We start from the raw sequence: 21267 nt of genomic DNA on the forward strand, positions 1-21267 counted from the left end.
ACGCTGGTTTGTGTATTGCGTTTCCGCTTCCTTTACAAAGCGATATGCTGACAGGCAAGTAAACTTCATGGAAAGGAATAAAAGTGGACGACTTTTACATTGATCAAAAAGGACTGGCGGCATACTACGAGATGCAGTGGTTTGACAAATTGCGCTTAAATGGGATGACAGAACAATTAGAGAGTCAATCTAAGCGAGTTCCCGATTCTTTTATTTCGTCAAGTCACTCAAAAAATGTAGCTCGGTTTATCATTGAAGCTCTCGATACTGGCAATCTCTACCCTAAAAATGTAGTTGAGGTGGGGCCAGCCTTGGGAAGAAACTGTTATGAGTTGATTTCCAATATTTCTACTATCAACGCTGTCACAGTAGTTGAACCATCGAAGCGCTTATTATCTAACTTTAAGCAAATACTAATAGATGGCACTCAGTGTAAATTTCCTTATATTAAAAGTTTGAAAGAGCAGGGTTACTTGGATTTTGATGCTTCATCAATAGCAAGTGCATGTGCTCATGTAGATTTCACCTTGATAGAGGCTCCTTTCGAGCATGGTGTGGTCACCAAAAAATTTGGCTTGGTGACTTGCCTAAATGTGCTAGACCAATGTGAGTCGCCTAAAACCTTAGTTGAAGCACTAATGGATGCAACCACTTTGAATGGGGTATTGGTATTGTCGTGCACATACCAGTGGAGTAAAAAGCATTTAAAAGAAGCCAATGAAGCAGTTGATGATATAAACGAATATTTTGGAAAGGGCTGGGAAAAGCTATCGGAAGATGAAAATGAATACAAAATAAGGGTTAACGATCGGCATTCATTGCTTTTTCTTTCTCATATAGTCGCTTACAAAAAGATAGCCTAATAACGTTGGTACGTGCATATAACAAACGGTTTGATTTGATTCAGTAGGCGTGGCATTTTTGTTAGCAGTAATATTGTTGCGAAGTGCCTTGAGACGGTCAGGTCATTGCACCCCACTATGGTTTGTTCGCGAGTAAATATGGGATTCTAAATGATAGGGATATCCTTCATTGTTGCTTCGGTGACACTTCAGGCTTTTGTTCTTTCAAAGGTCAGTTATCAGTTTTCAAGTGCAGAGGTTATGACCTTTTCTGCACTTTCGTTTTTTCTTTGCTCTTTGTTGTTTGGGTTAAAGCTGCAGTTAAAAGGAAAAGTGAAGATTACGAAGGAAAAAGCACGTTGTATTGCTACTCTAAATGTTCACACACTTTTGGCGTTTGGGGCTTTTCACTTGGCGTTGATTTTTTTACCAGCATCAAGTGCAGCGTTGTTTGAAACGTCAATAGCGCTCTTAGTTGTAGCCATACTAACAAAGGAAAGCCAGAACAGAATCCTTCAGACAATCCTAATAATAGCTTTCACTCTAGGGTTTGTTTTTGCAGCGAATGTACTGAATACGGATCTTATGCAGGGAATATTGTTGGCTGCATTAGCTGGTGTTGGGGCGGCGACAATTTCAGTTAGGTCTAATCGAGAAAATAGCAATGTTCTTTCTACTGATGAGGCTTTGGCATATAGGTTTGTCTTGTCCGCTTTAGCTACTTTCAGCTTTCTTTATATGTTCGATTCAGGGATGCAGGTTCCGGTAAGCTACTTTGAGGTGGTATTACTGTCACTGTTTGGTTTTGTTGCTCCTTTTTTCTTGCTGCAGAAAGGCATGGAAGTAACCAAGCCAGCATTAACTATAAGCTTACTTTCGATAATCCCAGTAATCTCATACTTTTTTGAATCCATTTTCTATTCATCGCCATCGCTTATTGAAATGGTATTAATAACTAGTGCTATTTTACTCATAGTATTGTATTCAATTCGTGGGTTCATAAAGCAGACGAAGGCGACTTCAACAGCCGAAAGCTGCGAACAACAAAGTGTTTAATAATGACGTCGTGAGCTCGTTTCGTTTCGCGTACGATGTGGTGTGCTAATTTGGGTACACCTTAATGCGGCTACATGTGATAAGGAGATTACAGTGAGTATCGAATACAAAATAAATCAGCAGATCTCGGCTGATGAGTTTATTGATTTGCTTAAGCGTTCAACGCTGGGCGAACGTCGGCCGATAGAAAATCTTAAGTGCATCAAAGGTATGTTAGCTAATAGTAATTTAATAGTAACCGCTTGGGATGGTAGTAAGCTCGTTGGCATTTCTCGCTCAGTAACAGATTTTCACTATTGCTGCTATCTGTCGGATTTAGCGGTTGATGAAGAATATCAAAGATTGGGGATCGGTAAGCAGTTACAGGTTCAGACGCAAGGTCAAATCGAACCAACTTGTAAACTATTTTTAATCGCAGCCCCAGCAGCGAATGACTATTATGGGCAAATTGGCTACACAAAAAATGAGCGTTGTTGGGTACTGGAACGCGGCCGAGAAATTATCACATAATACGAAGTTCAGGCAGCCTTGTTAGGTTTGGCGGTCTTCGTTCAAAGTACTTATGCAGTGTTTTTGGCTATGTGTCAGTGTTATTCATACGTTAATTATTAGGTGATTGAACTTTGGGAGGCAATCAAGTTGGTTCAAACTTACGGTTCAGAAGAGACCAAAGCGTTTTGCTGCAATTGTAAAAAGGTGACGCTTCATAAGTATAAAAGTTTTTCTAAATCAGAAGAAACATCGGTAAAAGAAATGAAAGGTTTCTTTTCTGGTTTATTCGGAGCAATAGCGAGCGCTTTAATGGAAGGTGAGCCTACAGGTGATTACCAGTGCTGCGTATGCGGAACGAATTTACATACACCAGATTATCTGGATTGAGGTTTACGTTACGGCACAATGACTCAGTTCGGGATGATGTACACATTAACCAGCTGAACGCGAAAGGTATGAAGGAGACTACATGAGAATAGTTGAAGCAAAGCAATCGGATCTAGAGCCTTTCTTTGAATATCTAGAGGCTCACCTTCTTGAAAATGCGAATGATGACTCTCCACTTTTCCAGCCAATATCTAAAGAAAACTGTCTAGTATCAGAGCAACTTAAGGCTAAATTTAGAGATGGTTTCGAGTGCCGCATTGGTCAACATGGTTGGAGAAAGCTCTGGGTCATAAAAGATTCTCATCAACGAGTTGTGGGACATATCGATTTACGTCATTACAACGAAGAGTATAAATTTCACCGTGCGTTGCTGGGCATGGGAGTTGATTCGAGTTTAAGAAAACAAGGTTTAGGGGTAAAACTGATTGAGTGTGCCGCTCAATTTTGTAATGAGAGCTCACATATCGATTGGTTAGATCTAAATGTTCTTTCCGATAATTTTCCTGCGAAAAATCTGTATTTGAAATGTGGTTTTGAAATAGTCGGAGAAAAATCAGATTGCTACCGCATAGAAGGGACAGCGGTGTCAGAAACCACAATGACGCTAAGTACGAAAAATCACGCAGAACAAAGTATTTAGTTATTGATTCTCAAGGCTTGGCACCTTTCTGTCTGAGCCAGTCTTTTAGCATAATGGACTCGGTTAGATAGTGGTTCGTTCATTCGTTCATTCGTTCATTTGTTAATGAGAGAGATAGATGGAAACTGAAAGGCTAAAGCTGTTGCCTCCTTCAATGGAGTATCAACCTTTAATGCTAGAAGCGATACAAGAAAGCCAAGACGAGCTTGGTGTTTATCTTCCTTGGGTTCAGTGTGCGCTAACTGAAGCTGAATCTATCGAAAATACCAAGCAAGCGATAAACAACTTTGAGAACTTTGAAGGTGAGTTGCGCTACTCAATTATTGAGAAAAACACGGGACGTTTTCTTGGTGCGATAGGGTTAATCATTCGGGATAAAGCAGTACCGTACTTTGAAATTGGTTATTGGTTGCGTAGTTCGAGTGTTGGGCATGGCTTTGTATCCGAAGCTGTTAAAGCAGTAGAAACTTACGCATTTAAGGAACTTCACGCTAATCGACTTGAAATCAAAGCTGCCGAGCATAATCTGAAAAGCCGTTCTGTAGCAGAGCGTGGGGGATATACTTTCGAAGGGATACTCCGAAACGACCGAAGGCTACCATCAGGTGAATTGAGTGGCACCGCGGTTTATGCAAAAACGGCCTTATAGCTAACAATGCCACCGCTTCTGTCAATGTGTAGCATTGTTAGTTTAAATTGATTTAATGACTATGGTGCTCTTTTTTTGGATTAGTTGTAGACCTGTAGGCTGGCTTGAAGGAGTGTTAACGAATAGGTATGAATTTCGAACATAAAAAGGTAGAGCCAAATAACTCAGACTTTCGCCTACTGGTCGCTGAGCTGAACTCATCTCTTAATCAGATAACTGGTGATTCAGGTGAAAGTTCGTTTGCGTATGAAGCTTTTAATCCATTGAAAGATGGATGTATCGTAGTATATCTGAATGATGTCGCTGTCGCATGTGGAGTGTTTAGACATCATGTGCGGGGCATTTGTGAACTTAAACGAATGTACTCAAAAAAGTCTGGTGCAGGCTCTTATTTATTAACGCAACTCGAATGTTACGCAGTTAATAAAGGCTATCAAGAGGCTGTCTTATCAACACGTAGAGTTAACTCAAAAGCTATGGGCTTTTATGCGCGCCATTCGTACTCTGAAACATGTGCGTATGGAAAATATGTTGGTGTAAGTCGGTCAATCTGTCTATCAAAAGTGCTAGAAGCGTAATAAGCAATCCCCCAGATTGTGAAAGCTCAATCGCCTGTGGTAGTGAGTTATTTTTCAAACAATACAAACACACTGCGGGCCGTTACGATTTTCTCCCTACCGTTGAATGCTTTTGCTTGTTCAATATCTACAATGTCGTTATGTTCACTAGCGCCGGTATCGATGATTTGATGCCAAACCCCTTGTTTTGGCTGGGGGATTGAAAAGGTTAAGTCTTCCCAATACGCGTTAAATACAATATACATACGTAATTTTATAATCGGGTGCAGCAAAGAAACCGCAAGTGAATGGGAATGGTTTGCCCAGTCTGGTTGAAAAGGGCGTATTCCATGCCACTCTAGTTCAGCATTTCGAATTGTATCTTGGAGGGTTATATGGGTATTCCACTCTATCGACGGCTCATTGGTACGCAGATGTATTAAAGCTGTGACGAATCGATGTAGGTCGGCGTGTTCTTCTAATTTGCCCCAATCCATCCAGCTTATCGCGTTGTCTTGGCAGTAAGCGTTATTGTTTCCCCCTTGTGTACGCCTGATTTCATCGCCCATATTGAGCATTGGGGTACCTAAAGAAAGGAACATGGTGACTAGCATATTTTTGCATTGCCGAGTTCGAAGACCTTCAATACTCGTATCGTCTGTAGGCCCCTCTACACCATAATTCGCTGCAAGGTTATGGTGTTCACCGTCTTGGTTATTTTCGCCGTTTTCGTGGTTTTGTTTGGTGCTGTAACTGACAAGATCATTGAGGGTGAAGCCATCGTGAGCACAGACAAAGTTAATCGATCTATGTTCACTATGGTTACATTGTGAATAAACATCGGGCGACCCCATTAAACGTTGAGCAAAAGCCGTGATAACACCTTGGTCGCCTCGCCAAAACGCTCGAACGTCGTCCCTGAATTTGCCATTCCATTCGACCCATCTGTCCCCTACGAACGAGCCAACTTGATAGAGACCTCCTGCGTCCCATGCTTCTGCGATGATTTTAGTACCAGAAAGGATAGGGTCGGAATCGATAGAAAGCAGTAATGGTGGTTCAATGAGTGGTACACCAAAGCTGTCACGCGATAGCACAGAAGCTAGGTCAAAACGAAAGCCATCGACTCTCATTTCTGTTACCCAGTAGTGTAACGCGTCCATTATCATTCTACGCGCTACGCTATGGTTAGCATTAATGGTGTTTCCGCAGCCACTGTAATTCGCATAATCCGAACCGTTTATCATGTAGTAAGCATCTGCTTGGTACCCTTTCATGCCTAAAGTCGGGCCTTGTTTTCCTCCTTCAGCAGTATGATTAAAAACCACATCTAAGATAACGTCGATATCGGCTGCATGCAGCGCTTTCACCAAAGTCTTAAACTCTTGAACTGCCGTGGATGCTTTTCCATCACTAGCATATTGAGCATGGGTTGCAAAAAAATTGAGCGGACTGTATCCCCAATAATTCTTTTTATCATGAGGGGCGTCAAGCGCGTCAAATTGCTGAATGGGCATCAGTTCAACCGCCGTGATACCGAGCGCTTTTAGGTAATCAATTTTTTCAATCAGCCCGAGATAACTACCTCGCAGAGGCTCGTTTACTCCGGAGTTTTCATGCTTAGTAAACCCCGCAACGTGGAGCTCATAAACCACCGTTTTGTTGAATGGGTGTTTCGGCGGTGAATCTTCTCCCCAGTCAAACAAACTATGGTCAATGACTTGGCTTTTGATGGACTTAGCGTGATTGGTGTTCTGGTGACGAGAGCTTCGATTGTATTCTTGGGGAATTACTAACGCGTGGGCATATGGGTCGAGTAGAGAAGAAAAGTGCTGCGATGACGATTCGCCATGTTTAACATCGAAACTGTACAGCTGCCCATGACCGATATTGGCAACCCAAATACACCAGTAGTTCCCTTGTTTGTGTATGGTGGTGTCGAGCTCAAATTGACGACTTGGCGTTTCATCGCCTTCAGATTCATATAAATTGAGAATGACTCGGCTGGCGGATTTGGAATACACGCTGAAGTTAGTGCCATCATTTTTGATTGAAGCACCCAGTGGGTAGGGTGTCCCTATCCAAGTGTAGATATCGCATTGCTGAGTATTCATCTTTTGTCCTGCTTTCTGCCCGATAGAACAAACATAGAATCGATTAGAGAAAGAGATCCACACCAGCTGGAGGGATTTCGAAGTCAAAAGTGAAATCTGTGCCATTGCTAATAGAAAACACGTTTTTAACTAACAGTATGCTCAGCATAGAAAGGCTGAGTTTTGGCTACTGCGGAATTACGATTCAAAGCATGAGCAGAAAACGGTGTTATGAAGCTCACCTTTTGATGTTATAGGCGTGGGGGGACCGATAACCTTACTTATAACGTGTCACTTTAATGGTCGAATTCCACCAGTAGCATTCAAGCTGGTGATGTTTTGTGGTGCCTTAAATTATCAAACATATTGGATGAGAATGAACTTGGAACTGAGTTCAATAATCGTCAAAGTAATGTTGAAATGGGAACGAAAAATGTTTCTTCTTCATTCGAAGAACATCGTTTCAGACAGTATGATTCCAAAGTATTTAGGTAGAGAAGTATGTTAAGCAACAGAGAAAAAAGCCATGTCAGTGGGATGCTTTATAACCCAGATACAGAAGGGTTGCCTGAAGACAGAATTAAGGCTGCTAAATTATGTCACCAGATCAGTACAAGCTTTGAACCCGATGAAAAGAGCACTCTTATACAAAGCCTGTTTGGTCGCTCAGATGAAACGACTCAGTTGAATGGAAATTTCTTTTGTGACTACGGTTATAACATCGAGGTGGGCAAAAACTTTTACATTAATACCAATGGCGTCATTCTTGATTGTGGCAAAGTCATCATAGGTGACTACGTTATGGTAGGGCCGAATGTGACAATCTGTACTGCGGGCCACCCACTTGACGCGGCTACTCGCTACACTTATGAAGAATTTGCTAAGCCCATTCACATCGCTGATAAAGTATGGATTGGCGCCAATGTGGTTATTTTACCCGGTGTGAATATCGGTTTTGGTGCTGTTGTCGGGGCGGGGAGCGTTGTGACAAAAGATGTCCCTGCCAATACGGTTGTCGTAGGAAATCCTGCCAAAGTAGTCAAAGATAATATAAACGCGGCCGACCAACCATAAAGCACCTTAGTCAATTGGTTACCTCACTTCTACGCTCAGCGCGTGTATTGAATGAGTAGGCGCTATGCTTTGTATTCAATAATGAATCTTAAGTTGTGGCATTTTTGGTGTGAAGTGTCTCGTACGATTGTATGAACGGTTCTCAACTTGAACCTTTGCTAAAGCATTATAGCTCTAACGGAGGTCACTATGAACAAAATGGATTTCATTCAATTGCACTTAATTGAGAAAGGTATCCCAGCGGATTTAACTCGAGACAATTATAATCTCTGGTCACGACTACTATGTACTGAGACTAAGCCACTTGTTTTTCAATCGCCATTTACTGTACTTATTAAACAAGGTTTGCTGTTTGGACTAGTGTGGGGCGCGTTAATGTGGCTCATACTTTGGCATTCAATCCCTGAACACTGGTTTCGCTATTTGTGTACTTCTCTTGTTTTCGGCATGTTCATGGGAGGTTTCGTGGCGATTCGGATTGTAAAGGCACGTAAAAAAATTGGGAATATGAGCTGGGAAAAATGGTGTAAAACTAATTACGAACAAGATTCTTAAAGGTTGGACTGTGCTTAGCTATCCGCTTGGCTGGCATGGGCCAGCGATAGGGCTTAATGACTAACAGTAATCCTAAAAACTGGCTTATCTGAATTAATGAGCTGAAACACATAGTGAATTTCAGCTCATAGAAGTCAACGCTGAATAATGTTACTTGCTTTCAGCGACACGTAGAACGTAGTCTAAACCACCAACGATAGCCGCTACTTGAGCATCGTTACATTCTTCGTCAGTCACTTTTTCACTGTCTGGATAGACTTCTGTCGTTGTTCCGTACTGACAGTTTGTCACGCCACCGCATAGACCGAGTTTCTTCATCGGATAATTGATCACACCGTGTTGAGTGACCTCAGAGCCAATAATCTTACCTTGGTCGTCTGCTGGCGCGATATGAGTCACTTTCTCAACCGATTCAATAACGGCCGCTTGGAATTCAGGAACTGGATTCTCAGTGTCACCGACCGTGTAGAAACCGTCTGGGATCATGCCTTCAATGTATTCGATGCCGTCACGTGCAGCGAGAGCAGGTCTGAACTCGGTTTCATCGGAATCGGTGGTTTCATGAAGGTCGATATGAACAAGCACCTCTTGCGGCAAAGAAGCCACTAGCGCTCGTAAGTTTGCTGATTCTTCAGCTGGCGTGTTGTCATAAAATGAGCGGTTTGGATCTACTGCATTAGGATTCCAGCGGTTGATGACTTCGTAACCCCAAGGGCTAACACAAGGCGCAACAACAATGTTGAAGTGCAGCGAGTACTTCTCTGCTTGAGTTTCGGCGAATTTAAGTGCGCCGTGAACACCGCTGGTCTCGTAACCATGAACGCCACCAGTGACTAATACCGTAGGCTTAGCGGCATCCCAATTTTTCGTTTTAATAGCGAACAGTGGGTAGCGAGACGGCTCGTAGCTAAGCGCGCCATATTGCTCAATATCAAAACGTTCTGCCAACGCTGTGATTTTAGGAACCACTTCTTGTTGATATTCGCGTTTGATGGTCATTTGCTCTCGCCAAGCGTCACGCTCTGCTTGTTGCCACTTTTGTCCAGGAGTACCGATTGGGTATGAGTAAGTACTTTGCATTACCTTGCCTTTATTAGATCACGTCATTTAAGCCACGAGCATAATCAGCCGCTTCAAGATAGGCAACTCATATTAGGTTTCATTATTTTTCATGGTGATGTTGATAAGTACGTTAATGAATCAATGTGCTTTCGGAACGTGTTCTTTACGTGAACAAATCACGGTATTTCTACCATTATGCTTGGCTTGGTAAAGCGCTTCATCTGCACGCTGGATCACTGAATCCCAGTCTTCATTGCTGTTGAGTTGCGACACCCCAAAGCTTGCAGTCCACTTGCCTTGCTTGCCTTTCGTAAATCGTTGTCTCTCTATGGTTTGTCTGAGCTTGTTTGCGGCTTTTACCGCGTTGTCGACATTGGTATCAGGCAGCAGGATCAGGAATTCTTCTCCACCGTAACGAAATGCGAGATCTTGTCGGCGAAGTTTACGTTTTAGAATAGAACCCATTCCTTTGAGCACCTTATCTCCCATATGGTGACCGAAGTTGTCATTAATGTTTTTGAAGTGATCGATATCGGCGATGATCACCGATAGCTCCGTATTGTGACGGTGTGAACGGGCTAGCTCTCTTGGGACAATTTCTTCCATCGCCCTTCGGTTGTAGATTTGAGTAAGCGTGTCTTTCATTGACGTGTTATAGATGGCGGCGACCAGTCGAGCATTGATCATCCAAGTAAAAGTAAAGCCGAGGATAATGATCAAAACAATGATGGTTAAAAAGGCCACTTGGTGGATGTTTCCAGCATGAAGGAAGTTGCTGATGTCTTGCCCGGTAAGAGAAACACCACAGCGAACCAACATAAATGCACTTTGTAGGGCAAAAACGCCCGCGAGTAAGCGAGTTGCTAAACGTAAGTCATTGGCTTGACCGATTACCATGATCACAGCACTCATTCCGGTACATAAGCTGACGTAAACGCTAACGACTACGATTCTGGCAACTGTAGAGACATAGAATTGGGTGTAGTAAATCAGCATGACGCAGGCGATAGGGAAAAACAGAAACGCCACTTTCGAGTAAATAAAGGAGGCACCTCGAAACTGACACAAGCTATGAACGATCAGTGCAAAGCCAAGCATAATGATGCTGTTTGCGAGGATTTTTGATGCCCAGAGTGGTGCGTCATTGCCAAAGCTTAATAACCCAAAGCCTAAAGCAAACATAAAAATAGCGAACGCTAGGGTGAATAGGCCAGGAATGTACTCTTGAATCCTTTGAATCAAGATTAGGCCGATAAAATACGTGCAAGATAGAACGACAGTAATGACACAGAGCGTTCTGATATCGAGATTAAATTCCATAGGCAGGCCTATGCTAATAATGAATGCAGAAAAGTTGAGATACGGTTTAAAGTCTAGACTAGTTTGGCCGCAAAGAGGCGAGATTGAGTATTTTGAAAGGGATTTGTGCAGGGAAGAGGTGGGTATAAAAAAGCCTCAACAGAGCGTTGAGGCTTGAATGTTATAGCTGGAAAGCGAGGGCTATTTCACTGTCCAACCAATGGTTTCACCCGCACGAATTGGCACGACGATGTCACCACCAAATGGCATTGTTTCAGCTACGTTCCATTCTTCTTTCACTAGCGTAATTGTGTCTGCATTACGAGGCACGCCGTAGAAGTCTGGGCCATTGTGGCTTGCGAATGCTTCTAGGTTCTCTAGTTTATCTTCAAGTTCAAACACTTCTGCATACAGTTCTAACGCAGCGTGAGCCGTGTAAGAGCCCGCACAACCACATGCCGCTTCTTTCATGCCTTTTGCGTGTGGCGCTGAATCTGTTCCTAAGAAGAATTTTTTGCTACCGCTTGTTGCCGCTTCAATCAATGCTTGCTGGTGGGTACCACGCTTTAGAATTGGTAGGCAGTAGAAGTGAGGTTTAATGCCGCCAACCAGCATGTGGTTACGGTTAAACAGTAAGTGGTGAGCTGTGATGGTTGCTGCCACGTTTTCGTTAGCGTTTTTCACGAATGTCGCTGCGTCAGCGGTTGTAATGTGCTCAAGCACAATTTTCAGATTCGGGAAGTCGTTAACGATAGGAGCAAGTACTGTATCTAGGAACTCTTTTTCGCGGTCAAAGATATCAACTTCGTGATGCGTTACTTCGCCGTGAACCAGTAATAGCATGCCCACTTCTTGCATTGCTTCTAGTACGTGGTAGATATTTTTGGCAGAAGTTACGCCCGAGTCAGAGTTGGTTGTTGCACCTGCTGGGTAAAGCTTAGCTGCAACGACTGCGCCAGAAGCTTTCGCTTTGCGGATTTCATCTGGAGTGGTGTTATCGGTTAGGTATAACGCCATGAGTGGCTCAAATTGCTCACTTGGCTTTTCTGCCATGATGCGTTCACGGTAGGCAATAGCCATTTCGGTATCGGTTACCGGTGGGATAGTGTTTGGCATGATTAACGCTCGGCCATTGTAACGGCTGATATCGCGAACAGTATCTGTTAGCACATCGCCATCGCGAAGATGAACATGCCAGTCGTCAGGACGAGTAATCGTAAGTTGTGTCATTGAGAGCTCCCACCAATTGAAGTGTATTGTGATTGGAGCCTAAACTGAGCAAAATCTGTGAAAGCAATCGCTTCCGTTTAGGCGACAGGATGATAGAGGAAAAGCCTTACTATTTCATCCTATTTTTACCATTTTGGTGTTATTGAATATGAACAGTGGGGAGCAAGCTCGATAGAAAAATAGATTTATCGGGTAGCGACCCACAAGGCATGGATCATTCCAGGTACCCAGAAAATGATAGTTAATACGATATTAATGAGCAGATCTTTGCCCACACCACGAGCAAAGAATACGCCTAGAGGCGGCAACAAAACACACAGAATGATCAGTACAAGTCGATTCATAATAAGTCCTTTTTACGTGAGAGCTTATTGCTCTCTGCATTTATGAAAATGAAGTTCCTAACATCTCAACCTAATTACGCTATGTAAAGCATTTTGTAAGTGAATGTCATGGTGAGTTTTACATGTCAGAATCTTTGTAAGGGAACGAGGTGCTGAGTTTAACTCTCAATGGGGTTTTGTTAGCATGCTAGCAAATAATAAACATTGGATTAGTTATGTCTCAGTCGTCGTTATTGCAAGTGAATGTCTACCCTGTGAAATCCATTGGCGGGATTTCTCTATCTACTGCTTGGGTTGAAAAACAAGGCCTAAGTTTTGACCGTCGGTTTATGTTGGCGTTAGCAGATGGAAGCATGGTCACTGCTCGTAAGTATCCAATCATGGTTAAAGTGAAATCGAGCTTAATGCAAGACGGTATTGCCTTTACTTTCCCAGGCGCCCAGCCTCTGATTATTCGTTACTCACAATTCAAAATGCAGGAAACACCAGCCACTGTGTGGAAAGACAATTTCACTGCATACACCACAACAGACGCTGCGGATGATTGGTTCAGTGAAGTACTAGGCCAACGTGTTGAGCTACTTTTTAGTGGTGAGCAGTCTAACCGCGTGCGAGAAAAACTGGGACATAACGTGAGCTTTGCGGATGGTTATCCGTTGTTGGTGATTAGCCAAGCCTCGTTGGATGAACTCAACCGCCGTAGTCCTGAACAACACTCAATGGATCAGTTTCGTACAAATCTAGTGGTGTCTGGCTCAGAACCATTTATCGAAGATAGTTGGAAGCGTATTCGAATTGGTGAAGTAGAATTTGAAGCAGTAAAAGCGTGTGAGCGATGCATTCTAACGACTGTTGATGTCGAGACTGGCGAATTTAGACCAACCAAAGAGCCACTTAGTACTTTTTCAAGCTTTCGTGCCAATGAACGTGGCGGTGTGTTCTTCGGTCAGAACTTGGTGGCAAAGAATGAAGGCTTGATTCGAGTCGGTGACACTATTGAAGTGTTAGAAAGCAAAGAAAAAGAAGTCTACGCGGATACGTGGCAAGAATCTTTGTTACTCACCTGCGTAGAACGTGAAGAAGTGGCTCGTGACTTTACAACTTTTTGGCTGGAACCAAGCAAAGGGGATACGCCGAGCTATCAACCTGGTCAACATCTACCGATTGAAATGCATGTCGATGGTGAACACATAGCGCGCCGCTACACTTTGTCGTCTAGCCCATCTAGGCCTGGCCGCTTAGCGATTTCAGTGAAGCGTGTTGATGGTGGCCGTGTATCAAATTGGCTGCTCGATCATATGCAGGTAGGCGATACCCTTAAAGCTCAAAATCCAGAAGGGGCGTTCTATTTAGAAGATAACCCTGAAAAACCATTGCTACTGCTTTCTGCAGGTAGTGGTGTGACGCCTATGATGTCGATGCTGCGTTACTTGTCTGATAACCGACAGCTTAACGACGTGGTGTTTTACCACCAGTGCAGCAGTGAAGAAGACATCCCATATAAGCAAGAGCTTGAACTAATTAAGCAGAAGAATCCAACGTTGAAGGTGCTGCTGTCACTGAGCCAACCGTCGAAAGAGTGGGATAGCTTATCTGGCCGTCTAAGTGTGGCACATTTGGCTCAAATTGAAGATTTACACCATCGCCAAGCATTTGTGTGTGGGCCTGATGGCTTTATGAAAAATGCGAAATCTATGTTGATTCAATTAGGACTGGATCCTGTGAATTATCATCAAGAGGCGTTCGGCGTGAGTCAGCAGGAAGCTAAAGAAGTGAAGAAGCTTCAATTGAGCCTAAATGGATATATGTTCGAAGGCGACAACCAATCGACTTTGTTGGAGCAAGCGGAATCTGCAGGTTTGTCTATTGCTAATAGCTGCCGTGCTGGTTTTTGCGGTGCATGTAAAGTGACACTTGAATCAGGTAAGGTTCATCAGCCAGACGTACCTGCTTTGATGGAAGATGAGCGCAATATGGGTCAAGTCCTAGCATGTTGCTGCATTCCAGAAACAGACATTGAAGTCGTTGACTAAATAATCGGTCTTCATAAAAAGGGCGAGTATCAATTCGATACTCGCCCTTTTTGTTACTTTCTAGATGCTCAATACTCTTACTTGAAATGGCGATGTAGCTCAAAGCCAAATAGTTTGATTAGTCGTAGATAGTCGGGATGGGTTGACGCTTGTGTTGGGTCGCTTTGTAGATGCCCACTAAACGATCTGAAACTTCTTGTGTCACTTCTTTGCCTTCAAGGAAGTCGTCGATTTGATCGTAAGTCAGGTTCAACGCATCTTCGTCTGCTTTTTGAGGAGCTAACTCTTCAAGATCCGCAGTAGGTACTTTCTTAACTAAGACTTCAGGTGCGCCTAGCGTACTAGCTAGCTCACGAACTTGACGTTTGCTTAATCCAAATAGAGGTGCTAAATCACAAGCACCGTCACCAAATTTGGTATAAAAGCCAGTGATGTTTTCTGCTGAGTGATCCGTACCAATTACTAGTCCACCTACGTATCCAGCAATTTCGTACTGCGCGACCATGCGTGCACGAGCTTTCACATTACCTTTTACGAAATCAATCTTGCTAGATTGTTCCGGAAGTAAGTTAGTGCCTTCTAGCGCGATATGCGATGCTGCGTGCAGGCCATCAACACCAGCTTTGATGTTAACTGACACTGAATGCGATGGTTGAATGAAAGAAAGCGCCATTTGTGCTTCATCTTCATCTTTTTGCTCACCATAGGGTAAACGTACCGCAATGAATTGGTATTCTTTGCTTGGTGACGATTCATTCAAGCTATCGACGGCTAATTGAGCCAATCGACCACAAGTTGTTGAATCAACACCACCGCTAATACCAAGAACCAAAGATTTACAGCCTGATTGCTGTAGCTTGGTTTTAATGAACTCCACACGGCGGTCAATTTCAAATTGAGGGTCGATTGATGGAAGCACACGCATTTCATCACGAATCAGTTGTTCCATTGTGTATCCTTTTCCTGCAAGCAAATTTAATTTCTAGTGGTATCATACCGAAATCAATGGATTAAAAAACCTATTTGCAAAGGCATCAACAGAACATGAAAAAAATCGCGGTATTTGGCAGCGCATTCAACCCACCAAGCTTGGGACACAAGAGCGTGATTGATTCCCTCAGCCATTTTGATTTGGTGCTATTGGTGCCGAGTATTGCCCATGCATGGGGCAAAGATATGTTGGATTTTGAGGTTCGAAGTCAGCTATTGGAGGCATTTATTCATGATTTGGCGTTGTCTAATGTGCAAATATCCTTAATTGAAGAAGAACTGCACCAACCTGGTGAAAGCGTCACGACATTTGCCGTACTGAATAAGATTCAAGAAATTCACCCAGATGCCGATATTACTTTTGTGATTGGCCCAGATAACTTTTTTAAATTTTCATCTTTTTATAAATCAAATGAAATCTGCAAAAAATGGTCGGTAATGGCTTGTCCTGAAAAATTACCTGTTCGTAGTACTGATATTCGCAACGCTTTAGCGAGTGGAAAAGGAATTGAACAATTAACTACTTCATCAGTAACTAAAATCTTGCAAGATAGGAAACTCTATACGATAATTCCTAGTTCATAACCTAGAGGTCTGACAACTATGCTAAAAAGAGTGACTACAGCGTCGGTATTAATTGCAGTGTTCAGTATGCCTGCAAGTGCTAGCTGTGATCTTTTTAGTGAAGAGTCGATCATGTTGAGTAAAGATGAATGCATTGGGATCTCTGATAGCTTTGAATCTTTCGGACGCGAGATCATTACCTTTGGTGGGTTACTTGATGAAGAACCTGAACCTCTAGATTACTGGAGCGAGTGGGCTCTGCAAACCAAAGATGCCCCGATCATTACTCAAAGCATTGCCAGTAACTATATTGGTATCGGTATGTGGCTTCCAGAAGACCTCGAAGAGGACCAAAACCAAATGAGACCGGAAGAGTGGCTAATGAACCATGGCCTTCAATTGAGTGTTGGCTTTGGCGATAAAAAGAACGGTGAGCCGCGAATGCGTTTTGATTATCGCTGGCATGAAAATCAAGAGCCCGACTTGATGATGCAAATCGAGCTACCATTCTAATCGGTTAAAATCCGCAAAGAATAGTTAAGATATCGAAAGAACTAAAAAAGCCGCACAATTTAAATTGTGCGGCTTTTTACTATTCGTTTGTACCTAGCTTATCTAACAAAGGTGATTAAACAATCATTTCTGAAGGGCTACAGTTCTTCACCAAAGACTAACCAGCACAGCTGTTCAAATTCTTCGATTTTACCTGCGAATAAGTCTTCAACGACTTTTACTTTCTTTTGCCCTGATTGCAGGCGCTTTTTCGCTTCTCGCATCACCATGACGAGAGTTTGCTCTTGCGTCAGTACCGAGCTTTCCAATGTCCACTGATTAAAGCGTTGGCTCATTTTTGTTTCAAGCAATGTAGGATTGAACTCAAGTACTTCCTGCTTTAAAACGGCAAGAAGTTCTGCAGTTGCTTGTGCGTCTGAAGTTCGTTGTGCCAGTTTAGCTAATAGAGCTTCCGTTAGTGCTGTTTGTTGCACGTAACCTGCTTGTTTCGGGAAGTTATCGAGTAATCGAATCGAGAAGTCGACCTTTTCTACACAAGTATTCGGGAAGTAGGTGATAGAAACTAAGCAATCAAATGGGATCCACACTGACTGGCCAGCTTCTACAGCGTATTCATTTTTGCCCAGTTTAACGAGCGCTAGCCCTTGAGATACTTGAATGAGACTATGTTTGAGTACCTTTTTTCGAGGTGTGATCACCAAGTGCGAAAAAGTAGTAGATGTATACTCAATAGCGAAGTTCATAAATAGTACCTTAGTTTTTGGGGCGCTAAGGTTAACGTTATTAATCAAAAATGCCAACAATAAGCCAAGGTTTTTACAAGTTTCTGGTCTGACCTTGTAAAAACTATGGGCTATGTAGCTGCGATAACGCTAAACAATGCGTAGAATGAGCCAGCTTTTTATTTAATGTAGTGAAAAATGACTTCTAATACCGATCCATATATCGATATTCGTCCTTATAACGATGACGAAATTCCAGCGGCACTTGACCGCTTAATCAACGATGAAGAGTTTATCGATGCGATTTTGCATTATCGATTCTCAAATCATGCCGGTTGGTTCAAGTCTCTAATGAGCCCGCTTTTGCGTGTTTACCTTAAGATGAAGTGGAGCAAACTACAAAGTGTAGAAGCGATCCAAGTCGAGGTGAAAAAGTATCTGTGTGACACTTTAAAGAACACGACTGATGGTGTGACATATTCAGGGTTAGAAGCATTAGATAAAAACCAATCTTACTTATTTGTTTCTAATCATCGTGATATTGCAATGGATCCTGCTTTGGTGAACTACGCTTTGCACCAAGAGAACCACCGTACCATGCGTATTGCGATAGGTGATAACTTATTGAAGAAGCCGTGCGCGACCGAGCTGATGCGTTTGAACAAAAGTTTTATCGTTAAGCGCTCTTTGAAAGGGCCGCGCGAGATGATGAAAGCGCTAGGTCAACTGTCTTCTTACATTAAGCACTCTTTGGATACGGGTAATTCGATTTGGATTGCACAGAAAGAAGGCCGAGCTAAAGATGGTAATGATTTTACCGATCCAGCGATTCTAAAAATGTTCCATGTAGAAGGCCGCAAACAGAAAATCGCTTTTGGTGAGTACACGAAATCACTGAATATCGTGCCAGTTTCTATTTCTTACGAGAACGACCCGTGTGATACGGCTAAAGCGTTAGAGCTTTATGAAAAAGCAACCAATGGTAGCTACGAAAAAGGTGAATTTGAGGATATCGAAAGCATCATTCAAGGCATTGTTGGTAAGAAAGGGCGCATTCATATCGGTTTCGGTAGTCCAATTGAACAAGAAATTGATACACCGGAAGAGCTAGCGACTGAAATTGACCGTCAGATTCACGAAAACTATAAGCTGTTCCCAATTAACCTATTGGCCGCTGAACGAGACACGGAAGAAGTGACAGCAACGGTAAAAGAAACCTTAGCTGAGAAACTGTCTGCTCTACCAGAAGGTGCGCACCAATACTTGATCGACAGTTACGCAAACCCGGTTAAGAACGTGGGTTAGAGTGATTCATTGATTACTATGTATCTAGGAATCAATATGCTTGTTAGCAAAAAGGAGCCTTATGGGCTCCTTTTTAGTGTTTGCTTGTTTGATTTATTAACGGGCCACGGCACCGCCTAAATCTAAATTAGTTGGCCACTTGGTGATCACGTTACCACCCAGAAAAATATTACCTTTCACTGTCATGGTATCAGGGAATTCGGTAATTCCTGACCCGCCTAAATAAAGATCTCCTTCAACCACAATACCGTTTGGTAGAGCAGTCAATGGAGTGCGGATGACGCTCAAGTCACCACTCACTCTGAGCCGATTAGGCAGCTTAGCCAAAGGGGTATCGGTTAGGTTGATAAACCCGCCGACTTTGACGCCTGAAGGCCAGCTGGCTATTTTGCTACCGATCAAATTTGCGTACCCCTTGATCTTTGTGCCTCTTGGAATCCGGCTGAGCTCGCTATTGGAGGCATCGAGACTCCCTTGAACTTCCAAACCATTAGGAAGTTTCTTTATCGAGGTTTTAGCGATATTGAGATTGCCTTTAACGATAAGATCATCTGGCAGCGTAGTATAAGGTTTATTACGTAAGTAAAGGTTCCCGTAGTTATCGAGATGATTCAAAATCTTGTATTCATCTAATGGCTTGGCACTAAGCTGAATATTCAAGGTTAATAAACTGATGATAAATGCAGTGAGTTTGGTCATGGTGGTAATCGATATCTTGTCTATCTCTACACTATAACCAGTAATCCAATCACAATCCCGCCCTCGAAATAATTTAGTCAATATTCTGATAGATACCTTAAACTTTCTCTTCAGTACGTCGTTTTGTAAGTTTGTTATTTATGTCACATAAATATTAACATTCTACTATGGAGTTATTTAGTGGGTACTGTACTGTATATGTAATGGATTTTATGCGTCGTTAGGAGTAGTACAGCATGAAAATGAATGGGTTTAGCCTTTCAATTATAGGGTTTGCGGCAATGATTGCATTACAAGGCTGCGGTGGTGAAGAAGGGGGAGGCTCCGCTGACGGAGGTACCGCTTCGCCTTTACCTAGTGATGGGTATTTACCCGGGGTTCCTGGTGTATTGAATGTTTGTAATAATCAAATAAATGACAGTGATAATAGTAACGCAAAAGGTGTTTGCCTAAAGGTCGCTGCTCTTTCTGGTAATGTTTATTATACCTCAAGCCCCAGCGTCGCTTTGCTGAACGACCAACTATATTATGATACTACCTCTACATATACAGAGAGCTCCAAGGGGCCAGCAGGAGGGACATTTGCAACGTTTGATCATACTGAAAGAAATTCATGGTGTGATCACCTCCAAAATAAAAACTTTGCTGGCAGAGGTAATTGGGTTCAGGCTGGTGAGTCACAACTTGTTCAACTTCGCGATGCTTTCGGCTCAAATATTTATAATCAATTAGGTTGGCCTAGTGGCGTCTATTATTCCGGCCCCAGATCAGTCAGTGGGCGTCCAGGACAACATGTGATGGTTGATTTAAGCTCTGGGGGATTTGCTGTTGTAAATAGCGGGATTGGTTATGTTTCTTGTGTGTCTCACTAGTTTATATTGCCTTGAGTTACCCGTTAGTATTGAAATCCTAAGTTAGGTTTTTCGGACGAAAACATTTGATTAACCTGATAGCTCATGGCTTTTTTATGACTATTTTGACTAATATGGGGAAGCCAGTCTTTGTTTGTGAGGTCTCCCTCGATAACGGTAAAGACTCATGAAAATGAGTTTATCATTGAGATCCGTTTGTCCAACCAAAGTGTGAGTAAGCATCCTATGCTTTAGGTTCTCTATAACTCTTCACAGTATGTACCTTCTACTAACAGTTAGATGCTTTTGTCACAGCAGTATCATGTTCTTCTGGCAGCTCAATTGGTACGTGAGCTATACAACGCCATAGCCAAAATCTTTATTTTGTTTGCTTTTTCCATATGCAAGGATGCAGCACTCTAATTTGCACGAGAAGTTTCTTTATAACCTGTTAAGCGACATTAAGTTAGCTCTGTTTACAGCCTTTCATTCTGTAATTTGTTATGTCGGTCACATAATAATCAGTCCTTATCTTGAAAACCATTAACAGTTTGTCGTATTGTAAACGCATAAATATTTGTGCGGAGAAGAGGTAGTACGGCATGAAGATATATAGGAGTAGCTTTTCTCTTATTGGTATAACTGCAGCAATTGTATTGCAAGGTTGTGGAGGTGGCGAAGAAGGAGGGGGGACGGTATCACCAAAACCGCCTAAAGAATTACCTTTCTATCCAGGTGAACTAAACGCATGCGGTAACTTGGTCAATGACAGTGATCCAACTAATGCCGGCGGCAGGTGCATAAAAGTTGCGTCTTCTTCATCTGGCTGGGTTTTATATACTTCAAGCCCAAGCCAACAAGTATTAGATGACTGGCATCCTTATTATAGTTCAACATTTATACATACTGAGAATGGCATCACTGGGCCTGCCGGTGGAACGTTTCCAAAGCTCAATAATACTGAAAGGGATGATTGGTGTTCTTATTTAGCGAATCGAGCCTTCGGAGGGCGAAACAATTGGGTTGAAGCGAACGAAGATCAGCTTGTAACTTTACGCAGTACTAATAATTTTGATATCTATGGTGAGTTAGGTTGGCCTGCAGGAAGTGACTATGCGGGAGCGGCTACCAGAAGTTACCCAGTAAAACCGGGGGAGCAAGCTCAGGTTGACATGCTGATGAATACTGATAATAGTCAAGGTTATGGGATGTCATTGACTCAATATGTATCTTGTATTTCTGTCCGATGACTTCAATAGTGTAATCAAGTTTGTACTATTTACCATAGAAAGGGGTTGATGCCATAAGAA

General features: G+C 42.6%; 23 protein-coding genes. 15 read left to right on the plus strand and 8 right to left on the minus strand.

What is annotated here, in order from left to right; all coding sequences use genetic code 11:
* Nucleotides 1-83: 83 nt before the first annotated feature.
* From ELZ11_RS07335 to ELZ11_RS07365, 7 genes are all read left to right on the plus strand, one after another.
* On the plus strand, nucleotides 84-863 hold the full coding sequence (locus tag ELZ11_RS07335) for a class I SAM-dependent methyltransferase (RefSeq protein WP_137356728.1): 780 nt from the start codon (nucleotides 84-86) through the stop codon (nucleotides 861-863).
* Nucleotides 864-1013: 150 nt separating this feature from the next.
* Nucleotides 1014-1898, plus strand: a complete 885-nt coding sequence (locus ELZ11_RS07340) for an EamA family transporter (protein ID WP_137356729.1) — start codon at nucleotides 1014-1016, stop codon at nucleotides 1896-1898.
* Nucleotides 1899-1991: 93 nt separating this feature from the next.
* Nucleotides 1992-2408 carry a GNAT family N-acetyltransferase gene (locus ELZ11_RS07345; protein WP_137356730.1) on the plus strand — a complete coding sequence of 139 codons (417 nt, stop codon included), beginning with the start codon at nucleotides 1992-1994 and terminating at the stop codon, nucleotides 2406-2408.
* Nucleotides 2409-2537: 129 nt separating this feature from the next.
* A complete protein-coding gene (locus tag ELZ11_RS23905) occupies nucleotides 2538-2777 on the plus strand; it encodes a hypothetical protein (RefSeq protein ID WP_137357036.1) in 240 nt (79 codons plus the stop codon).
* Nucleotides 2778-2859: 82 nt separating this feature from the next.
* Nucleotides 2860-3417 (plus strand): GNAT family N-acetyltransferase, encoded by a 558-nt coding sequence (locus tag ELZ11_RS07355; RefSeq protein ID WP_137356731.1) that lies wholly within the window; start codon nucleotides 2860-2862, stop codon nucleotides 3415-3417.
* Nucleotides 3418-3535: 118 nt separating this feature from the next.
* Complete coding sequence (locus tag ELZ11_RS07360; protein ID WP_137356732.1) at nucleotides 3536-4066, plus strand: GNAT family N-acetyltransferase; 531 nt, start codon at nucleotides 3536-3538, stop codon at nucleotides 4064-4066.
* A gap of 128 nt (nucleotides 4067-4194) precedes the next feature.
* The gene (locus ELZ11_RS07365) at nucleotides 4195-4644 is read left to right on the plus strand and encodes a GNAT family N-acetyltransferase (RefSeq protein ID WP_137356733.1); all 450 of its coding nucleotides are present in this window, start codon (nucleotides 4195-4197) and stop codon (nucleotides 4642-4644) included.
* Nucleotides 4645-4691: 47 nt separating this feature from the next.
* Here ELZ11_RS07365 and glgX read toward each other — a convergent pair whose 3' ends face one another.
* The gene (gene glgX / locus ELZ11_RS07370; RefSeq protein ID WP_137356734.1) at nucleotides 4692-6737 is read right to left on the minus strand and encodes a glycogen debranching protein GlgX; all 2046 of its coding nucleotides are present in this window, start codon (nucleotides 6735-6737) and stop codon (nucleotides 4692-4694) included.
* A gap of 480 nt (nucleotides 6738-7217) precedes the next feature.
* Here glgX and ELZ11_RS07375 point away from each other — a divergent pair, with 480 nt between their 5' ends.
* Both ELZ11_RS07375 and ELZ11_RS07380 read left to right on the plus strand, forming a co-directional pair.
* Complete coding sequence (locus ELZ11_RS07375) at nucleotides 7218-7790, plus strand: sugar O-acetyltransferase (protein WP_137356735.1); 573 nt, start codon at nucleotides 7218-7220, stop codon at nucleotides 7788-7790.
* A gap of 189 nt (nucleotides 7791-7979) precedes the next feature.
* Nucleotides 7980-8345: a DUF6404 family protein gene (locus ELZ11_RS07380; protein ID WP_137356736.1), complete on the plus strand. Its 366-nt coding sequence runs from the start codon at nucleotides 7980-7982 to the stop codon at nucleotides 8343-8345.
* 150 nt (nucleotides 8346-8495) lie between these two features.
* Here ELZ11_RS07380 and ELZ11_RS07385 read toward each other — a convergent pair whose 3' ends face one another.
* The 4 genes from ELZ11_RS07385 to ELZ11_RS07400 form a co-directional block, all read right to left on the minus strand.
* Nucleotides 8496-9425 carry a M14 family metallopeptidase gene (locus ELZ11_RS07385; RefSeq protein WP_137356737.1) on the minus strand — a complete coding sequence of 310 codons (930 nt, stop codon included), beginning with the start codon at nucleotides 9423-9425 and terminating at the stop codon, nucleotides 8496-8498.
* Between the two features lie 120 nt (nucleotides 9426-9545).
* Nucleotides 9546-10727, minus strand: coding sequence for a GGDEF domain-containing protein (locus tag ELZ11_RS07390; protein WP_137356738.1), 1182 nt, complete (start codon nucleotides 10725-10727; stop codon nucleotides 9546-9548).
* A 180-nt stretch (nucleotides 10728-10907) separates the two neighbouring features.
* Nucleotides 10908-11936: a dihydroorotase gene (gene pyrC / locus ELZ11_RS07395; protein WP_137356739.1), complete on the minus strand. Its 1029-nt coding sequence runs from the start codon at nucleotides 11934-11936 to the stop codon at nucleotides 10908-10910.
* Between the two features lie 185 nt (nucleotides 11937-12121).
* Nucleotides 12122-12280: a YqaE/Pmp3 family membrane protein gene (locus ELZ11_RS07400; protein ID WP_137356740.1), complete on the minus strand. Its 159-nt coding sequence runs from the start codon at nucleotides 12278-12280 to the stop codon at nucleotides 12122-12124.
* Nucleotides 12281-12495: 215 nt separating this feature from the next.
* Between ELZ11_RS07400 and ELZ11_RS07405 the strand changes: the two genes are divergently transcribed.
* A complete protein-coding gene (locus tag ELZ11_RS07405) occupies nucleotides 12496-14313 on the plus strand; it encodes a hybrid-cluster NAD(P)-dependent oxidoreductase (RefSeq protein ID WP_137356741.1) in 1818 nt (605 codons plus the stop codon).
* A gap of 118 nt (nucleotides 14314-14431) precedes the next feature.
* On the opposite strand, the gene nadE is transcribed toward ELZ11_RS07405, so the two are convergent.
* Nucleotides 14432-15262, minus strand: coding sequence for an ammonia-dependent NAD(+) synthetase (gene nadE, locus ELZ11_RS07410; protein ID WP_137356742.1), 831 nt, complete (start codon nucleotides 15260-15262; stop codon nucleotides 14432-14434).
* 95 nt (nucleotides 15263-15357) lie between these two features.
* On the opposite strand from nadE, the gene ELZ11_RS07415 reads away from it, so the two are divergent.
* Together ELZ11_RS07415 and ELZ11_RS07420 are read left to right on the plus strand one after the other, a co-directional pair.
* Nucleotides 15358-15888, plus strand: coding sequence for a nicotinate-nicotinamide nucleotide adenylyltransferase (locus ELZ11_RS07415; protein WP_137356743.1), 531 nt, complete (start codon nucleotides 15358-15360; stop codon nucleotides 15886-15888).
* A gap of 18 nt (nucleotides 15889-15906) precedes the next feature.
* The gene (locus ELZ11_RS07420; protein ID WP_137356744.1) at nucleotides 15907-16380 is read left to right on the plus strand and encodes a hypothetical protein; all 474 of its coding nucleotides are present in this window, start codon (nucleotides 15907-15909) and stop codon (nucleotides 16378-16380) included.
* A 137-nt stretch (nucleotides 16381-16517) separates the two neighbouring features.
* Here the strand turns inward: ELZ11_RS07420 and ELZ11_RS07425 are convergent, their stop codons facing one another.
* On the minus strand, nucleotides 16518-17123 hold the full coding sequence (locus tag ELZ11_RS07425) for an AraC family transcriptional regulator (protein ID WP_137356745.1): 606 nt from the start codon (nucleotides 17121-17123) through the stop codon (nucleotides 16518-16520).
* A 177-nt stretch (nucleotides 17124-17300) separates the two neighbouring features.
* Between ELZ11_RS07425 and ELZ11_RS07430 the strand changes: the two genes are divergently transcribed.
* On the plus strand, nucleotides 17301-18407 hold the full coding sequence (locus ELZ11_RS07430; RefSeq protein WP_137356746.1) for a 1-acyl-sn-glycerol-3-phosphate acyltransferase: 1107 nt from the start codon (nucleotides 17301-17303) through the stop codon (nucleotides 18405-18407).
* Between the two features lie 96 nt (nucleotides 18408-18503).
* Here the strand turns inward: ELZ11_RS07430 and ELZ11_RS07435 are convergent, their stop codons facing one another.
* Entirely contained in the window at nucleotides 18504-19106 is a 603-nt protein-coding gene (locus ELZ11_RS07435; RefSeq protein WP_137356747.1) for a hypothetical protein, read from the minus strand.
* A gap of 236 nt (nucleotides 19107-19342) precedes the next feature.
* On the opposite strand from ELZ11_RS07435, the gene ELZ11_RS07440 reads away from it, so the two are divergent.
* Both ELZ11_RS07440 and ELZ11_RS07445 read left to right on the plus strand, forming a co-directional pair.
* Entirely contained in the window at nucleotides 19343-19978 is a 636-nt protein-coding gene (locus ELZ11_RS07440; protein WP_137356748.1) for a hypothetical protein, read from the plus strand.
* Between the two features lie 581 nt (nucleotides 19979-20559).
* Complete coding sequence (locus tag ELZ11_RS07445) at nucleotides 20560-21207, plus strand: hypothetical protein (RefSeq protein WP_137356749.1); 648 nt, start codon at nucleotides 20560-20562, stop codon at nucleotides 21205-21207.
* Nucleotides 21208-21267 lie beyond the last annotated feature (60 nt).

This window comes from Vibrio profundi (genome assembly GCF_005281835.1).
GTDB lineage: Bacteria > Pseudomonadota > Gammaproteobacteria > Enterobacterales > Vibrionaceae > Vibrio > Vibrio profundi.

Bases quoted from the DNA above. Each gene is read 5' to 3' on its own strand.
- ELZ11_RS07425 (WP_137356745.1), bottom strand. From the start codon at position 17,123: ATGAACTTCGCTATTGAGTATACATCTACTACTTTTTCGCACTTGGTG.
- ELZ11_RS07340 (WP_137356729.1), top strand. From the start codon at position 1,014: ATGATAGGGATATCCTTCATTGTTGCTTCGGTGACACTTCAGGCTTTT.
- ELZ11_RS07385 (WP_137356737.1), bottom strand. From the start codon at position 9,425: ATGCAAAGTACTTACTCATACCCAATCGGTACTCCTGGACAAAAGTGG.
- ELZ11_RS07380 (WP_137356736.1), top strand. From the start codon at position 7,980: ATGAACAAAATGGATTTCATTCAATTGCACTTAATTGAGAAAGGTATC.
- ELZ11_RS07375 (WP_137356735.1), top strand. From the start codon at position 7,218: ATGTTAAGCAACAGAGAAAAAAGCCATGTCAGTGGGATGCTTTATAAC.
- ELZ11_RS07415 (WP_137356743.1), top strand. From the start codon at position 15,358: ATGAAAAAAATCGCGGTATTTGGCAGCGCATTCAACCCACCAAGCTTG.
- nadE (WP_137356742.1), bottom strand. From the start codon at position 15,262: ATGGAACAACTGATTCGTGATGAAATGCGTGTGCTTCCATCAATCGAC.
- glgX (WP_137356734.1), bottom strand. From the start codon at position 6,737: ATGAATACTCAGCAATGCGATATCTACACTTGGATAGGGACACCCTAC.
- ELZ11_RS07445 (WP_137356749.1), top strand. From the start codon at position 20,560: ATGAAGATATATAGGAGTAGCTTTTCTCTTATTGGTATAACTGCAGCA.
- ELZ11_RS07420 (WP_137356744.1), top strand. From the start codon at position 15,907: ATGCTAAAAAGAGTGACTACAGCGTCGGTATTAATTGCAGTGTTCAGT.
- ELZ11_RS07360 (WP_137356732.1), top strand. From the start codon at position 3,536: ATGGAAACTGAAAGGCTAAAGCTGTTGCCTCCTTCAATGGAGTATCAA.
- ELZ11_RS07435 (WP_137356747.1), bottom strand. From the start codon at position 19,106: ATGACCAAACTCACTGCATTTATCATCAGTTTATTAACCTTGAATATT.
- ELZ11_RS07355 (WP_137356731.1), top strand. From the start codon at position 2,860: ATGAGAATAGTTGAAGCAAAGCAATCGGATCTAGAGCCTTTCTTTGAA.
- ELZ11_RS07430 (WP_137356746.1), top strand. From the start codon at position 17,301: ATGACTTCTAATACCGATCCATATATCGATATTCGTCCTTATAACGAT.
- pyrC (WP_137356739.1), bottom strand. From the start codon at position 11,936: ATGACACAACTTACGATTACTCGTCCTGACGACTGGCATGTTCATCTT.
- ELZ11_RS07400 (WP_137356740.1), bottom strand. From the start codon at position 12,280: ATGAATCGACTTGTACTGATCATTCTGTGTGTTTTGTTGCCGCCTCTA.
- ELZ11_RS07405 (WP_137356741.1), top strand. From the start codon at position 12,496: ATGTCTCAGTCGTCGTTATTGCAAGTGAATGTCTACCCTGTGAAATCC.
- ELZ11_RS07390 (WP_137356738.1), bottom strand. From the start codon at position 10,727: ATGGAATTTAATCTCGATATCAGAACGCTCTGTGTCATTACTGTCGTT.
- ELZ11_RS07365 (WP_137356733.1), top strand. From the start codon at position 4,195: ATGAATTTCGAACATAAAAAGGTAGAGCCAAATAACTCAGACTTTCGC.
- ELZ11_RS07440 (WP_137356748.1), top strand. From the start codon at position 19,343: ATGAAAATGAATGGGTTTAGCCTTTCAATTATAGGGTTTGCGGCAATG.